This window comes from Streptomyces fumanus (genome assembly GCF_014655295.1).
Taxonomy (GTDB): domain Bacteria; phylum Actinomycetota; class Actinomycetes; order Streptomycetales; family Streptomycetaceae; genus Streptomyces; species Streptomyces fumanus.
Window position 1 is genome coordinate 413,916 of record NZ_BNBI01000004.1, and the last position, 15,313, is coordinate 429,228.

A 15,313-nucleotide genomic window follows, 5' to 3' on the forward strand; every position below is an offset into this window, starting at 1 on the left:
CCGCGCACGCGGATCTCCGACGGTTACCCGGGTTCGATCTCTACTGGGAGGGCCTCACTTCTTCGGCGGCGGCAGGGGGGACACCCTTGTCAACGTGTCCCGCTTCCGAGCGGTTCACCGTTGTGGCACCCCGACACGGGCGGACTCAGCCCATGTTGGCGAAGGTGAGCTCGGCCACGACCCAGAGGCCGAGGAGCTGGAGTCCCAGAGCGCCGGCCGCCGCTCCCAACGCGGCGCCGTTGGTGAGTCGGCGCCGCACCAACCGGTACACAGCGACCGTGACGGCTGCGACAACGAGGAGCAGAATTACGGAAAGGGGCATATCTACCTCTACGAACGGATTGCAGCTTGACCGTAAGAGCGCACCCGCACCACAGCGTCTGCGCGTCTCGCCCGTCTAGACGAAGTCGGTCGTGCATTGGTTCACCGGGTCTGGAGCGCATCGGGGGGGGAGAGAGAGCCGCAGCAGTACTCCGTTGCTTGAACGGGGGGCAGGTGGACCGGTGGGATCGGGTCGGACGGGTCGCGGCGTACGGGGCGGCACTGGCGCTCACGCCCTACCCGCTGATCAAGGTGTCGTGGGTGGTCGGTTCGCTCCTGGGGCTGCTGCCGGTCGGGACCGGGTTCGGCATGGCGGAGTGGGTGGTGCTGAACAGCGCCACGATCGGTACGGCAGGCATCAGGATCTCGGTAGCACTCGCGCTGGTGCGGCCGTGGGGGATGCGCCTACCAGGAGCGCCGCTGACTTTCTGCGCCTGGGTGGGAACGGGGTTCCTCGTCCCGGTGTTGCCGTACGCCGTTCTCAAGCTGCCGTTCACCTTGTACCTGGCGGTCGCGCGACCGGCCGATGCGGACCTGCCGGAGAACCTCCCGCTCGCGGCGGTCCTGCACCTCGCGGCGGTGGGAACGGGCGCCGCGATGCTGCGAGCGCTCGTCAGGGCCGCGCGGTCCTCGGGGCCGTCCTCTCGCGTGTCCGGGCCGGCCGGTGTCTGTCCGGGACACCGGCATCCTGGCTGGTAGCGAGGGGGTGGGCTGTCCCGGACAGGATGAGAGGTGCCGCTGTGCGGCCGCCGGCCCTACCTTCTCTCCGCATGGACACATCACGCAGAACGTTGCTCAAGGGCATGGCCGCGGCCCCACTGGCGGGCCTCGCGGGCGGACTGGTGGTTCCCGCGGCCGCGCACGCGGCGCCGCTGCCGACGTCGGGATACCGGCTCACGGGCCGCGACCATCCGCTGTTCGCACCCCAGTACCCCTACGAAGGAGTGATGCGGCGCCTCGCGCCCGACCTCGGGCCGGCCGTACCGCTCGCGGCAGTGGCGGCGGCGGCCAACCGGACCGCGGACCGCGTCACTCGGTGGCCCACCCCGTCCGGCGATCCGGGCCGGCCGTACCGCTTCGACGTGCCGCCGCAGCGGCGTCTGGCCGGCCACTCGTTCCGGTGGGACGCGGACGACTTCACGGACGAGCGCTGGCGGCCGCAGGGCATCACCCAGGACTACGACGGGGACGGCACGAGCCCCGCCAGAACACTGCTCGTGTCGTGGTACGCCCGTGGCAGCGCACGCGACCAGGGCGCCCGGCTCACCGTCGTCAACTGGTCGCCGACCGGCGCGATCACCTACCGCCACGTCCTGCTGGTCGAGCCGTTCACGGAACGGGACGACCAGGACGAACTGCGGGACGACATCGGCGCCACGGACATCCACGCCGGCGGCATCGCCTGGTACGGCGACCACCTGTACGTCGCCGACAGCGGCTATCTGGCGACGGGCAGCATGCGGGTGGGGATCAGGGTCTTCGACCTGCGGAGGTTCTTCAAGGTCACCCGGGGGCCCGGCATCGGTCGGCAGCCGGACGGGAAGACGTTCCACGCTCACCGCTACGAGTACGTCCTGCCGCAGATCTACGGCTACAACTGGAGCGGCACCGCACGGGACCTGACCTTCTCCCAGCTCTCCGTGGACCGCACGGCCAGCGGTCCCGGCCTGCTCGTCAGCGAGTACGCCACAACCGGCGCCCCCCGGCTGGTCCGCTGGCCCTTCCTGCCGGCGGGCGGTCTGCGGCCACGGGCGGAGTGGGCCGCCTCGGTACCGCGGGGCGTGCGCACCCAGGGAGCCGTCAAGGTCGGCTCCACCTACTACCTGACGACCAGCAACGGCTCCCGCAGGGCCGGTGCGCTGCGCACCTGGAGGAGCACCTCGGGCGCGACCGTCCGGCACAGGTCCCGGCTGAACATCGGCTGCGAGGACCTGAGCTACGACGGCAGCGGTTCCGGAGCGCTGTGGACGCTGGGGGAGTACGCGAACGACGTGGGCCCGGACGACCCCAGGGCTCCCTACAGCCGGTACGTGTACGCCGTACGGCCGTAGGCGCGGGCGGCGCCGGGACTCACTGCCAGCGACACCGAACCGAGTGACCGCACCCTCGTTCCTCACGCCTCGTCGAGGGTTTCGAGCAGGCGCTCGTAGGCCGGCTTCGGCCGCAGGGCCGCGTCCCACGGCAGGGAATCGGCCGTGCGCGGGGGATAGGTCCCGGTGTCGGCGGTGGAACCGTACCGGTCGGTGAACCCCCAGGTGGAGAACGATGTGCAGTTCGGCTCCTCCAGGCAGACCCGCAGCTTGCCCGCCATCTCGTCCGCCTGGATCCGCCGTCCGTCCTCCTCGTCCTCACCTATGGGGACGTCCATCTCCGACACCCGCGCCTGGACCCCGAGTTCCGCCAGATCCCGCAGATGGCCGCGGAAGGTCTCCGGGTCGACGCGGTCGCCGGGTGCGTACTCATGGTTCTGGAAACCGACGCCGTCGATCGGTACGCCGCGTTCCTTGAGCCGCCCGACCAGCTCGTAAAGGGCGTCCCACCGCTCGCCTTCCTCCTCGACCCCGTACTCGTTGAGGAACAGCCGTGCCGTCGGGTCGGCCCGGTGGGCGGCCCTGAACGCCTCGTCGATGTACTCCTCGCCCATGGCCTCGAACCACGGGCTCTGCTCGGAGCGCAGACCGAGATCGCCGTTGGTGTAGCTCTTCTCGTCGTCGGACATGGGCTCGTTGACCACATCCCATTCCGCGACCTTTCCCTTGAAGTGCCCGGCGACCGTGGCGATGTGCCGGAGCATGGTCCGGCGTACCTGCTCGGGGTCGTCGTCCTCCCGCATCCAGGTGGGCAGGGCCTCGTGCCAGACGAGGGTGTGCGCGTGCACCTTCATGCCGTTCGCGCGGGCGAAGCGTACGAGCAGGTCCGCGTCGCGGAAGTCGTAGACGCCCCGGCGCGGGTGGAGGAACTGTGGTTTGAACGCGTTCTCCGGAGTGAGCATGGAGAACTGGCTCCCCGCGAGCGCCCGGTAGCGTGAATCGGTGAGCAGCGGGTTCTCGGCCAGGGCGGTGCCGACGTCGAACGGCCGCCCCACGTCCGCGGCCCGCGCACGCAGCGAGTCGTCGGACTGCTCCTGGCGCAGCCGCGGCGCCTTGCTCACACGGAGCGAGTCACCGCTCTCCGCCCGCGCGGTCAACTGCGTCAGACGCCACCCTTCGCGGCGTTCGTCTTCGCCCGCGTCCGCTTCCAGACCGAACCAGACAGTGCCCTCGGCGAATACCCCCGGGTCCCGCACGGTTCCCAGCCGCCGCCCGTCGGCTGTCACACGGAAGGTGTCACCGATGCTCGACACGGCGAGCGTCACCGTCCCGGAGCAGCCGCAATCGAGAACCTTGGAGGTGGCCGGGTCATCGCCCTCGCCGTCCCATATCTGTACCTTCACTTGTCCGTCAGCGGTCACGCCGACGCGGAGTGAGGGCCGCTCCTGCCGCCACTCGTCGTAGATGACCGGTACCCGGCCGTACAGCCGCAGCCATGAGTCGCCGCCACCGTCACCCACACCGGACATGCGCGCGGTGACGGTGAAGTCGCCATCGGACCTGAGATGCGGGCCGGCCAGGTTCAGCGGGGGGTTGGGCCGGCCGCCGGAGGAGTCCTGCTCCACGATGTGCCGGTCCAGTGCGCTGACCCGCAGGACGCCGTTCCGCGCGGTGGTGCCCGGCATCCGCGTCCAGTCGTGGTGGCGCAGCAGGTCTTCGTCGTCTCCGCCTCCCGCGCCTTCGCCCTGCCCCGTGCACCCGGCGGCCACCGCCATGACGAGCACCACGGCGGTCAGCCGCTGCCACGTCCCCCCACCAAGGCCCACGGCCCCTCCCACTCCCTTGCTCAAGACGAAGACGAGATCAACGTCTCGGAACCGGGCCACAGTTCATCACACCTGAGGTGCGGGCGATGACGAACGGGCCGTGATCGGCGTCCGAGAGATGAACGCGGAGATGAGGTCGGATGTCTCGTCGGGGCGTTCCAGGGCGATCAGGTGCCCCGTATCGGGGAAGTGGACGAGTTCGGCGTTGGGCAGTGTGCTTGCCAGGTGCTCGGCGATCTGCTGGAAGTCGCCGACATCGCTGGTGCCGATACCGACCACGACGGGGACGTCAATCTTCGCCAGATCCTCGTCGACGGCGGGGTCGAGGTCTTCTTCGTACTCCTCGGCATGTTTCTGATGCGCCAGGGCCACCCGCATGGATTCCCGGACAGCCTCGGCATGCTCCCTCAGCCTGCCGTCCCAGGCCCGGTCGGGGCCACGGACCCACATGTCCATGCTGACCTGAACCGCGGCGCCGAGATCACCGGCTCCCAGGGCCGCCTCCTCCGCCTCGGCATAGCGTTCCATGGCCCCGGACCAGTCATGACCGGGCCGAGGAGGCGCGAGCAAGACCAGCCCCCGAACCCGCCCGGGACGCACAGCCGCCGCCTCCAGCGCCACCTTGCCCCCGTACGAGGCGCCCACCAGCACAGCCTCCTTCACCCCGCAGGCGTCCATGACCGTGAAGAGGTCATCGACATGCCGGAAAGGTCGGGTGGCCGGCGAGGACTCACCGAAGCCCCGAAGGTCATAGCGCACCACCCGGTGAGCACGCCCCAGAACCCCTGCAACCCCGTCCCACATCCGGTGATCGGTGACACCGGCATGAAGCAGCACCACCGCGCCCTCACCCACGCCGTCCTGCTGAACCCGCAGATGCCCACCGGGAACTTCAACACGTGTACTCGTCACACTTCTCCCCACACTGTTTCGCTCCGGCTGCTCCTGGCTGCTGCCGACGTGTCCTCGAGCGCCGCCTTCCGCCCGCTGCGGACCACCCCGGTCAGCGCCCCGTACGGAAGCGTCGGCGATGATACGGTCCTGCGCATCCGAGGTGTTCCGCACGCCCCGCAGGGCCGGGTGGGCGAGAGCGGTGGGCGTCAGGACGGGTCCTCCACCGGTGCGGTGTGACGCCATGCCGCGGTGACGGGGTGTCAGCTCGCGGGTGCTGCGCCCGGGTCCGCCGCCCGCACCGGCGCACGCGGCCGTCCGGTGGCAGCATGCTCCTCATGAAGGCAGCGTTCATCGAGCGATTCGGCCCGGCGGAATCCATCCGCTTCGCGTCCCTCCCCGACCCCGAACCGGGGCCCATGGAGGTACTGGTGGACATCGGCGCGACCACGGTCAACCCGGTCGACACCTTCATCCGCTCCGGTGCCTGGCGCACCCCGGTGACCTTTCCGTTCGTGGTCGGACGCGACCTGGTCGGCACGGTCGCCGCGGTCGGCGCGGGCACGGCCGGCTTCTCCGTCGGCGACCGGGTGTGGTGCAACAGCCTCGGGCACGGCGGGCGGCAGGGCGCGGCGGCCGAACGGGCCGCCGTCCCGGCCGACCGTCTCTACCACCTGCCCGACGGCGTGCCACCGGAGCAGGCGGTCGCCGTGGTGCACCCGGCGGCCACCGCCTACCTCGCGCTGTTCACCCACGGCGCCCTGCGGCCCGGTGAGACCGTCCTCGTCGTGGGGGCCGGCGGGAACGTGGGCAGCGCCGCGGTGACGCTGGCCGCCGAGGCCGGGGCGAGGGTGCTGGCCACGGCCCGCGCCGAGGACGAGGAGCACTGCCGGGCGCTCGGCGCGGAGGGCTTCGCCGACTACCGCGCCCCGGACCTGGCCGACCGTCTGCGGGCGGCGGCGCCGCACGGCGTCGACCTCGTCGTGGACGCCGCCGGGCGCAACGACCTGGAGGGCGCCGTCGACCTGCTCGCGCTGCGCGGCCGTGTCGTGGTGCTGGCCGGCCTCGACTCCCGTCCGCTGCTGCCGGTCGGGCCGCTGTACCTCAAGGACGGCACGGTCACCGGGTTCGTCATCTCCCGGGCCACCGTCGCCGAACTCGCCGAGGCGGCCCGCGCCCTCAACCGGCTCCTGGTACGCGGACGGCTGCGGGCCCGGGAGGTCGAGGAACGGCCGCTGAGCACCATGGCCGAGGCGCACGCCCGACTGGAACGCGGCGAACTCCACGGCAGACGGCTCGTCCTCCGCCCCGCCCTGGACACCTGACTCCGCACGCCCCGTCGCGCCGTGCCGTGGCTGCCGGAGGTCCTTCGCCGCGATTAGACGCCGTCCCGCCGTATCGGACCCGTCACCCCGCCGGGAGGCACCCTCGCGATCGGGTTGGGCCCGCTCCGGGCCGGGCGCGGGCCCGTGCGGGCCCATGGTTTGCGCCGGTGATCCGGACCGGGGCGCCACCGGCCCCGAGCCGGGCCGACCGGTCCGCCGCCGGCCGGCGTGCCGCCCCACCTGGCCGTACCGTGCCCGCGCGGGCCGCGGGGGCACGAACGGGCCCCGCCGCCCGAGCGTCGGATTCACGCCAACTGTTGCCCGCGGGCATGACCGTCCCCCCGCCGGGTATGTGGGCTCGCTGCCCGAGTCCCGGCTGCGCTCACGCCGCCGACGCGGCCGCCGGCCGGTGCCGTCCGAGGTGATTCGCCCAGGCCCGCCCATGCGGGGCCCGGCGAAAGGATTGCGCCGTGCGCGTCGGGACGGCCGCGCTCTGGCATATTCAGTCGGCGACCGTGCCCGAGTAGCCCCTACATTCCCGCCATCCCGGTCACCGGAGAGTGTCCGAAATTTTTCTCAGTGAGCGCTTGACGTTTTGCGAACGCCACGGGACGAATGCGGTAGAGGATCTTCCATTTTCTTCTGACGTGCCGGTTCGCGGCCCTATCAGGTTTTGGTTGCAGCGCTTGTCCGTGGACTGTTAAGCTCTCGTTGCCCTGGAACAATTGTCCGAAATTTATCGCACAAATGTCTTGTTCCGCGAGCTTCACGCGGGTAGGCGGTAGTCCACGGGGGTGGCCTTGAGCCGATCATTACTTCACTGCGGTACCAGGTGATCCACCTCCTGTTTTTCATGCCATTTCGTAAAGCTCTGGACTTGCACACAGGGGGATGGCTCATGAACGGTCAGCTCAAGGCTGACACCATCGATCTCATGGCGCGGCAGTCTGCCCAACTCGTTTCCCTCAGCGCGTTGACCCATTTCGTCTCCCCCCGGCTCTCCGGACCGGACAGCGCCCATGTCCGGCTCCTGGCCGAATCGGAAGCCGACCTGCCGCCCATACTCGTCAATCGCAGAACGATGCACGTCATCGACGGAATGCATCGCGTACACGCCGCGTATCTGCGCGGTCAGAGCACCATCGAAGCGGTTTTCTGCGATTGCGACGAAGCGGAGGCGTTCGTACTCGCCGTGAAGGCGAATGTCGCCCACGGACTTCCGCTTCCACGCTCCGACAGGAATGCCGCCGCCGAACGTATCATCAACTCCCACCCGGAATGGTCCGACCGGGCGATCGCCTCGGTGACCGGGCTGTCCCACAAGACGGTCGGCGCGATCCGGCGCCGTGCGAGTGGGGAAATTCCCCACTCGCCCACCCGGCTGGGGCGCGACGGCCGGGAACGACCGGTCGACGCCGCCGAGGGCCGCCTCCAGGCCGGCCGCATCCTCAGCGAGCGCCCCGGCGCCTCCCTGCGCGAGGTCGCCCGGGAGGCCGGGGTCAGTGCCGCCACCGTCCGGGACGTCCGGGACCGCCTGCGGCGGGGCGAGACACCGGTGGGCCCGGCCCGGCGCGGGGGCGGGGCGCCCGCCGGCGTCACCGGGTCCGAGGCGGCCGGCACGGCCCCGGTCCCGCCGCCGCGCGAGGTGGCCCGCATCCACGGCGGGTCCGACCCCGGACCCGACCTCGGTGAACTGGTGCACAGCCTGCGCAAGGACCCCTCGCTGCGGTTCTCCGAGTCCGGTCGCACCTTGCTCCGGCTGCTGGATGCCTGCACGGTGGGTCCGCAGGAGTGGACCCGCATCAGCGAGAACGTCCCGCCGCACCGCGTGGAGAGCATCGTCACGGCGGCACGCGAGTGCAGCCGGGCGTGGCAGGACTTCGCAGCCGAGCTGGAGCACCGCTCCGGCCGGCAGGCGTCCGGCTGACGCCGCCCCTCCCGTCCACTCCCACGGGCCCGGTGCCCGTACGCCCCGCGCGGTCCACGTCCCGGCGCTCAGGGAAGGCAGGCATGACGATCAGCACTGTGACGGACTCTCGCGAGGCGGACGCACGGGCCCTCCTCGCCTCGTTGCTGGTGCCCGACCCGCCCCCCTTCGCCCTGCTGCGCAGAGCGGGCGCGGGCACCGGCGAGGTGGAGGTGCTGACCGGCGAGGTGACACGGGTGACGGCCCTGGCCGACCTGCCGGCCCCCGCCGACGGCGGCGCGGACCCGGCGGACGTCCTGGCCGTCATCCCCTTCCGCCAGGTCACCGAGCGCGGCTACGCCTGCAACGACGACGGGGAACCGATCCTGGCGCTCACCGCCCGCCGGCGCGCCGCCCTACCCGCCACGCTCGCCCTGGACCTGCTGCCCGACGGGGAGGTCGGCCTCGCCGACGCCGGGTTCGACGTCGGCGACGACGACTACGAGAAGGTCGTGCAGAAGATCCTCGACCAGGAGATCCGGGCCGGCGAGGGCTCCAACTTCGTCATCCGGCGCTCCTTCCGGGCGACCGTGCGCGACTACCGGCCCGAACGCGCGCTCACCGTCTTCCGGCGGCTGCTGACCCTGGAGCCGGGCGCGTACTGGACGTTCGTCGTGCACACCGGCGACCGCACCTTCGTCGGCGCCTCCCCGGAACTGCACGTACGGGTCGCCGACGGGGTGGCCCGCATGAACCCCATCAGCGGCACCTACCGCTACCCGCCCCAGGGCCCGGACCTCCCGGGCGTCCTGAGCTTCCTCGACGACCGCAAGGAGACCGAGGAACTGTTCATGGTGGTCGACGAGGAGCTGAAGATGCTCGCCCGGGTCTGCGACGGCGGGGCCCGCGTGCACGGCCCCTACCTGCGCGAGATGGCCCGGCTGGCGCACACCGAGTACCTGCTGGAGGGCCCCACCACCCGCGACGTGCGCGAGGTGCTGCGCGAGACGATGTTCGCGCCCACCATCACCGGCAGCCCGCTGGAGAACGCCTGCCGGGTGATCGCCCGGCACGAGGAGAGCGGACGCGGCTACTACGGCGGCGCCCTGGCCCTGCTCGGCCGCGACCCGGCCGGCCGCGCCACCCTCGACTCGGCGATCCTCATCCGCACCGCCGAGATACGCCCCGGGGGCGACCTGCGCATCGACGTCGGCGCCACGCTGGTCCGGGACTCCCGCCCCGCCGCCGAGGTCGCCGAGACCTGGTCCAAGGCCGAGGCACTGCTGGCCGCCACCGGCCTGGAACGACCGGCCGGCACCGCGCCCCCCGCACCCCCGGGCGCCCCCGGCTCCCTGGCGCGCCACCCGCGGGTCGCCGCGGCCCTGGAGCGCCGCAACACCGGGCTGTCCGCCTTCTGGCTCGGCAAGGAGGACCACGGCGCCGGCGCCCGCCGGGTGCCGCGGGCCGGACGCATGCTGATCGTCGACGCCGAGGACACCTTCACCGACATGCTCGGCCACCAGGCCCGGGCGCTCGGCGCCCACGCCGTGGTCCGCCCCTGGACGCAGGTGCGCCCCGAGGACCTGGACGGGTACGACTGCGTGGTGCTCGGCCCCGGACCCGGTGACCCCCGGGCCGGACACGACCCCAAGGTCCGCCGGATCACCGACCTGACCACCCACCTCCTCGCCCGGGGCGTCCCCTTCGTCGGCGAGTGCCTGAGCCACCAGGTGCTCTGCGCCCTCCTCGGCCTCCCCCTCTTCCGCCGCGAACGCCCCCACCAGGGCACCCGGCGCCGCATCGACCTGTTCGGACGCGTGGAGACGGTCGGCTTCTACAACTCCTACGCCGCCCGCCACGACACCGGCCTGCTGCGCTCCCCGCTGGCCGACGGCCCGGTGGAGGTGTGCCGGGACGCCGCGAGCGGCGAGGTGCACGCGGTGCGCGGAACGCGGTTCGCCGCCACCCAGTTCCACCTGGAGTCGGTCCTGACCGAACACGGCACCGACCTCCTCGCCGACCTGCTGGACTGGGCCCTGCGCGACCCCGCGGCGACCACCGGAAGCGACGGCGAGCGGTGAGCGGCGACACCATGCGCGACACCCCCGGCCGGCCCTGGCTGCCCGGCGGCCCGGCCGCCCAGCAGCCCGACTGGGCCACGCACCCCGCCTACGCGGAGAGCTGCGCCGCCCTGGAGTCCGCGCCCGCCCTGGTCGACCCGGCGGACCTGGACCGCCTGCGCCGCACCCTCGCCGTGGTGGCCGGGGGAGGGGCGACCGTGCTGCAACTCGGCGACTGCGCGGAGAGCTTCGCGGAGACCGGCACCGACCACGTCCGGACCAAGACCGCCGTGCTGCACGCCCTGGCCGACGAGGTCGCGGCCGGCACCGGCGCCCCGGTGCTGCGCGTGGGCCGCATCGGCGGCCAGTTCGCCAAGCCCCGCTCGCACCCCTTCACCGAGGTCGGCGGGGTGCGCCTGCCGGTCTTCCGGGGCCACCTGGTCAACGGCGAGGGGCCGACCCACGAGGACCGCGCGCACGACCCGCGGCGCATGGTCCGCGCCTACCGGGCCAGCGCCCGGGTGCTGCGCGAACTGGACCGCGAGCGCAGCCGGCGCGCCGCCCGCGCCCCCGGCTTCGACGACGGGCCCTGGTCCAGCCACGACGCCCTGGTCATCGACTACGAGGCCCGGCTGGTGCGGACCGCGGACGGCCGGCGCTTCCTCGGCTCCACCCACCTGCCCTGGCTCGGCGACCGCACCAGGGCCCCGCACTCCGCCCACGTGCGGCTGCTGGCCGCCGTCGGCAACCCGGTCGCCCTCAAGCTCGGCCCGGGCACGGACCCCGCCGAACTGCGCGAGGTGTGCGCGCTGCTGGACCCCGAGCGCACCCCCGGGCGCCTCACCCTGATCGCCAGGATGGGCGCGGACCGGGTGACCGCCGCGCTCCCCCCGCTGGTGGCCGCCGTCCGCGACGCCGGACACCGCCCGGTCTGGCTGAGCGACCCGATGCACGGGAACACGGTGCGCGTGGCCGGGGTGAAGACCCGCCACCTGACCGACCTCGTGGACGAGGCGACCCGCTGCAAACACGTCCTGGAACAGGCCGGGGAACACCCCGCCGGACTGCACCTGGAAGTCGCCGCATCGGACGTCACCGAATGCCTGGGCGGAAAGGTCGACGGCGTGGAACGGCTGGCCGAGCGTTATACGACACTATGCGATCCGCGGCTGAATCCGGACCAGACCGCCGAATTGCTGCGCGCCTGGATCCGGGCTTAGGAATCCGTAGACTCGGTGCTGCCCGGCCGCGGCCGATTCGCCGACTCAGGCGGCACCCCCTTCTGTTCCGGAAGGCGAGAACCAATGATCGAAGACAAGGAATTCCCCTGTCGGGTCGCCCTGGTGACCGGAGCGGCCGGCGGAATAGGAAGCGCCATCGCGCGCGCCCTCGCCGCCCGGGGGACGGTGGTGGCGGTCGTGGACCGGGACGCCGCACGGCTGGCCGCGCTGACCGACGAACTCGCCGAGGACGGCCTCAAGGCCGCCGCGTTCCCCGCGGACGTCTCCGACGCCGACCAGGTCGAGCGGGCCGTCGACCGCATCGAGGTCGAACTCGGCCCGGTGGACCTCCTGGTGAACGCCGCCGGGGTGCTGCGCCCCGGCTCCGCGGTGACCATGACCGACGCCGACTGGCGGGCCGTCTTCGCGGTCAACCTCGACGGCGTCTTCCACTGCTGCCGGGCCGTCGCCGCCCGTATGAAGGAACGGGGCGAGGGCGCCATCGTCACCATCGCCTCCAACGCCGGCCGCGTGCCGCGGCTGCAGATGGCCGCCTACGGTGCCTCCAAGGCGGCCGCGTCCTCCTACACCAAGTCCCTCGGCCTGGAGCTGGCCCAGCACGGCATCCGCTGCAACGTCGTCTCGCCCGGCTCCACCGACACCCCCATGCTGCACGCGCTGTGGTCGGACCCGTCCGACCGGCAGCTCACCATCGAGGGGTCCAGCGCCGCCTACAAGACCGGCATCCCGCTGCGCCGCATCGCCGAGCCCGCCGACATCGCCGACGCCGTCCTCTTCCTCGCCTCCGCCCGTGCCCGGCACATCACCATGCAGGACCTGTGCGTCGACGGCGGCGCCGTCCTGGGAGCGTGAGGAGACCCATGGCCATCCCCGCCATCGCCCCCTACCCGATGCCCACCGCCTCCGACCTGCCGAAGAAGCAGGTGGACTGGGTGGCGGACCCGGCCCGCTGCGCACTGCTCCTGCACGACGTCCAGGCGTACTTCCTCGCGCCCTACGACCACGGCAGCGCCCTCTACACGGAGTTGCTGGCCAACCTCGTCGCCCTGCGGCGGCGCGCGGCCGAACTGGGCGTCCCGGTCGTCTACTCGGCGCAGCCCGGCGGCATGACCCCGCGGCAGCGCGGCCTGCTGCACGACTTCTGGGGACCGGGGATGTCCGCCGCCGCGTCCGACACGGCGATCGTCGAGGAGCTGCGGCCGGCCGAGGGCGACCTGGTCGTCACCAAGTGGCGCTACAGCGCCTTCGTCCGCTCGCCCCTGCGCGAGTTCCTCGCCGAGACCGGGCGCGACCAGCTCATCGTCGGCGGCGTCTACGCCCACGTCGGCTGCCTGATGACCTGCGTCGACGCCTACAGCTCCGACATCCGGCCGTTCCTCGCCGCCGACGCCGTCGCCGACTTCGGCGCCGAGGACCACCACCTCGCGCTCGACTACGCCGCCCGCTGCTGCGCGGCGGTCCACACCACCGCGCAGCTTCTCGACCAGCTCGCCGTCCCGTCCGCAGGGGAAACGCCATGAGTGCCACCGAGACCTTCCGCGTCGAGGCCGCCACCGCGGTCACGGCCGACCCCGCCACCGTGTTCGCCTACGTCAGCGACCTCTCCCGCAGCGCCGAGTGGAGCCCCGAGTGCCGGGGCGGCCGCTGGACCTCGGGCGAGCCGGCGGCCGTCGGCTCCGTCTTCACCGCGGTCAACCACCGCGACCCCGACGTGGTCGCCTGGGCGCCCGTGGCGCGCGGGGAGTGGACCACCGAGTGCGAGGTGGTCGAGTCCAGCCCGCCGCGGGTGTTCCGCTGGGCCATGCGGGACAGCGGCGGCCGCGCGCAGGAGAGCGTATGGTCGTTCACGGTCGCGCCGGAGGCGGACGGAAGCAGGCTCACCCATTCCTTCTGGATGGGCGAACTCACCGAAGGAATGCGGAAGATCACCGCCGGAATGAGCGAGGACGAGGTCCGCGCGTTCCTCGACGAGTGGGCGGAGAAAATCCACGGCGACATGCGGCAGACCCTCGACCGCATCAAGACGCATCTGGAAATCCCCACGACGCATTCCTGACGGCACCGGCGGCACGGCACGCCGAAAGGCGGCCGGCGCCGCGCGCGGACGCACGCGGAAGGTGACAGCACCGTGATCCTGCAACGCATCGGGAACAGAGGTCTGTTCCTGGGGTCTTTCTTCGACGGCGCCGCCGAGAAGAGCCCGTACCAGAGAATCACCCTCGACCACGAACTCGACGTCGCGCCGGAACTCGGCAGCGACCTCACCGCCTACGCCTGCGCGAACCTCGTCGCGGAGCTGGCCTGCGCGCTGCGCGACCTGCACGTGCGCCCCGGCGACAAGGTGGCGGTGTTCAAGCGGGACTGCTTCGACATCTTCCTGCTGATGTGCGCCGTCGCCCGCATCGGCGCGGTCCCCGTCGCGCTCTCGCCCAGCCTCAAGGGCGAGGTCGTGGCGCAGTTGCTGGAACGCTGCGACCGTCCCCACCTCATCACCGACGAGGAGACCTGGACGCGCGTGCTGCCCGCCGGCACGGCCAAGCGCTGCGCCCGCGTCTTCCTGGTGACCGGCCGGGCCGAGGGCACCACCGAGCTGCGGCGCGACCCCGGTGCCCGCCCGCGCCCCTTCGCCCGGACCCGCACCGACCGCCCCCAACTGCTCACCCACACCTCCGGCACCACCGACGTGCCCAAGCTGGTCGTGCACACCGCCCGGTCGCTGCGCGCCCGGTACCGGCCGCAGGCGCTCGGCGCCCGGCTGCTGATACGGGGCCGCGAGACCCTCGCCGTACGGGTCTCCTTCGTCCACTCGCGGCTGATCACCGCGCTCGCCATCGCGCTGGAACGGGGCTTCCCCGTCGTCATCACCAAGGACGCCGACCCCGGGCGGATCGCCGACATCTTCGCCCGGGTCAAGCCCGGCATCCTGGAGGCCCACCCCAACACCTTCGTGGAGTGGGAACCGCTCGCCGACGACCCGCGCGGCCCGCTCTCCAACGTGGTGGCGCTCAGCTCCACCTTCGACGCCATCCACCCGCGCACGGTGCGGCGGATCCTCGGCGCCTCCCGGCGCCGGCGCCCCTTCCACCTCCAGCTCTACGGGCAGAGCGAGATCGGCCCGACCGTGGGCCGGGCCACCTCCCGGCGGCGGGCGCTGTCCGTGGACGGGCGGTGCGTCGGCTGGCCGTTCCCCGGCATGACGGCGGTCCGGGTCGTCGACCGCGACGGCGTCCCCGCCGGCCCCGACAGCCCCGGCTACATCGAGGTGCGCTCCGACGGCCGCGCGCTCACCTACTTCGGCGAGGACGCGCGCTTCCGGGCCCAGCTCGACGACGGCTGGTGGCGGATGGGCGACGTCGGCTACCGCACCCGCTGGGGCTGTCTGCACGTCTCCGACCGCGAGGTCGACGTCATACCCGGCTTCGGCAGCGCCCTGGAGGCGGAGGACCTGCTGATGTCCAGGCTCGACACGCTGCTGGAGGTCGTGGTCGTGCCCGGCGAGGAAGGGGCGCCCACCCCGGTCGTCGTCACCCGCGACGGCTCCCCGCTGGACACCGCCCGCTGGGAGCGGGCCGCCGCCTCCCTGCCGCCCATGCGCCCGCCGGTGCAACTGAGCCTGGCGGAGCTGCCGCGCACCGCCACCGCCAAGGTGCAGCGGATCGAACTGGCCCGGCAGCTCCGGGCCGCCGGCCCCGCCCGGCCGACCACGTAAGGGG

General features: G+C 72.5%; 12 protein-coding genes and 1 pseudogene. 10 read left to right on the plus strand and 3 right to left on the minus strand.

Annotated elements, in window-relative coordinates; all coding sequences use genetic code 11:
* Positions 1-495: 495 nt before the first annotated feature.
* Together IE316_RS36195 and IE316_RS11270 are read left to right on the plus strand one after the other, a co-directional pair.
* Positions 496-804: pseudogene (locus IE316_RS36195) on the plus strand (hypothetical protein); the annotation flags it as partial.
* A 287-nt stretch (positions 805-1,091) separates the two neighbouring features.
* Complete coding sequence (locus tag IE316_RS11270; protein WP_190204076.1) at positions 1,092-2,372, plus strand: hypothetical protein; 1,281 nt, start codon at positions 1,092-1,094, stop codon at positions 2,370-2,372.
* Positions 2,373-2,434: 62 nt separating this feature from the next.
* On the opposite strand, the gene IE316_RS11275 is transcribed toward IE316_RS11270, so the two are convergent.
* Together IE316_RS11275 and IE316_RS11280 are read right to left on the minus strand one after the other, a co-directional pair.
* Entirely contained in the window at positions 2,435-4,177 is a 1,743-nt protein-coding gene (locus tag IE316_RS11275; RefSeq protein ID WP_190204077.1) for an endo-1,4-beta-xylanase, read from the minus strand.
* 66 nt (positions 4,178-4,243) lie between these two features.
* Positions 4,244-5,089: an alpha/beta fold hydrolase gene (locus IE316_RS11280; RefSeq protein WP_229910332.1), complete on the minus strand. Its 846-nt coding sequence runs from the start codon at positions 5,087-5,089 to the stop codon at positions 4,244-4,246.
* A 317-nt stretch (positions 5,090-5,406) separates the two neighbouring features.
* Here IE316_RS11280 and IE316_RS11285 point away from each other — a divergent pair, with 317 nt between their 5' ends.
* Complete coding sequence (locus IE316_RS11285; RefSeq protein ID WP_190204079.1) at positions 5,407-6,393, plus strand: NADPH:quinone reductase; 987 nt, start codon at positions 5,407-5,409, stop codon at positions 6,391-6,393.
* An 817-nt stretch (positions 6,394-7,210) separates the two neighbouring features.
* Here the strand turns inward: IE316_RS11285 and IE316_RS35460 are convergent.
* Positions 7,211-7,606 carry a hypothetical protein gene (locus tag IE316_RS35460; protein WP_229910333.1) on the minus strand — a complete coding sequence of 132 codons (396 nt, stop codon included), beginning with the start codon at positions 7,604-7,606 and terminating at the stop codon, positions 7,211-7,213.
* Between the two features lie 90 nt (positions 7,607-7,696).
* Between IE316_RS35460 and IE316_RS35465 the strand changes: the two genes are divergently transcribed.
* The 7 genes from IE316_RS35465 (at position 7,697) to IE316_RS11320 (ending at position 15,309) form a co-directional block, all read left to right on the plus strand.
* Positions 7,697-8,320: a hypothetical protein gene (locus tag IE316_RS35465; protein ID WP_229910334.1), complete on the plus strand. Its 624-nt coding sequence runs from the start codon at positions 7,697-7,699 to the stop codon at positions 8,318-8,320.
* A gap of 83 nt (positions 8,321-8,403) precedes the next feature.
* Positions 8,404-10,380, plus strand: coding sequence for an anthranilate synthase family protein (locus IE316_RS11295; RefSeq protein ID WP_190204081.1), 1,977 nt, complete (start codon positions 8,404-8,406; stop codon positions 10,378-10,380).
* 11 nt (positions 10,381-10,391) lie between these two features.
* Positions 10,392-11,579 (plus strand): 3-deoxy-7-phosphoheptulonate synthase, encoded by a 1,188-nt coding sequence (locus IE316_RS11300; protein ID WP_190204082.1) that lies wholly within the window; start codon positions 10,392-10,394, stop codon positions 11,577-11,579.
* A gap of 84 nt (positions 11,580-11,663) precedes the next feature.
* A complete protein-coding gene (locus tag IE316_RS11305; protein WP_190204083.1) occupies positions 11,664-12,452 on the plus strand; it encodes a 2,3-dihydro-2,3-dihydroxybenzoate dehydrogenase in 789 nt (262 codons plus the stop codon).
* An 8-nt stretch (positions 12,453-12,460) separates the two neighbouring features.
* Entirely contained in the window at positions 12,461-13,120 is a 660-nt protein-coding gene (locus IE316_RS11310; protein ID WP_190204084.1) for an isochorismatase family protein, read from the plus strand.
* Positions 13,117-13,656 carry an SRPBCC family protein gene (locus IE316_RS11315; RefSeq protein WP_190204085.1) on the plus strand — a complete coding sequence of 180 codons (540 nt, stop codon included), beginning with the start codon at positions 13,117-13,119 and terminating at the stop codon, positions 13,654-13,656. The genes IE316_RS11310 and IE316_RS11315 overlap by 4 nt, the downstream gene beginning before the upstream one ends.
* 72 nt (positions 13,657-13,728) lie before the next feature.
* Complete coding sequence (locus IE316_RS11320; RefSeq protein WP_190204086.1) at positions 13,729-15,309, plus strand: class I adenylate-forming enzyme family protein; 1,581 nt, start codon at positions 13,729-13,731, stop codon at positions 15,307-15,309.
* Positions 15,310-15,313 lie beyond the last annotated feature (4 nt).

Excerpts from the sequence above, each read along its gene's own strand:
- IE316_RS11285 (WP_190204079.1), top strand. The coding sequence starts at position 5,407 with ATGAAGGCAGCGTTCATCGAGCGATTCGGCCCGGCGGAATCCATCCGC.
- IE316_RS11270 (WP_190204076.1), top strand. The coding sequence starts at position 1,092 with ATGGACACATCACGCAGAACGTTGCTCAAGGGCATGGCCGCGGCCCCA.
- IE316_RS11300 (WP_190204082.1), top strand. The coding sequence starts at position 10,392 with ATGCGCGACACCCCCGGCCGGCCCTGGCTGCCCGGCGGCCCGGCCGCC.
- IE316_RS11295 (WP_190204081.1), top strand. The coding sequence starts at position 8,404 with ATGACGATCAGCACTGTGACGGACTCTCGCGAGGCGGACGCACGGGCC.
- IE316_RS11310 (WP_190204084.1), top strand. The coding sequence starts at position 12,461 with ATGGCCATCCCCGCCATCGCCCCCTACCCGATGCCCACCGCCTCCGAC.
- IE316_RS11305 (WP_190204083.1), top strand. The coding sequence starts at position 11,664 with ATGATCGAAGACAAGGAATTCCCCTGTCGGGTCGCCCTGGTGACCGGA.
- IE316_RS11315 (WP_190204085.1), top strand. The coding sequence starts at position 13,117 with ATGAGTGCCACCGAGACCTTCCGCGTCGAGGCCGCCACCGCGGTCACG.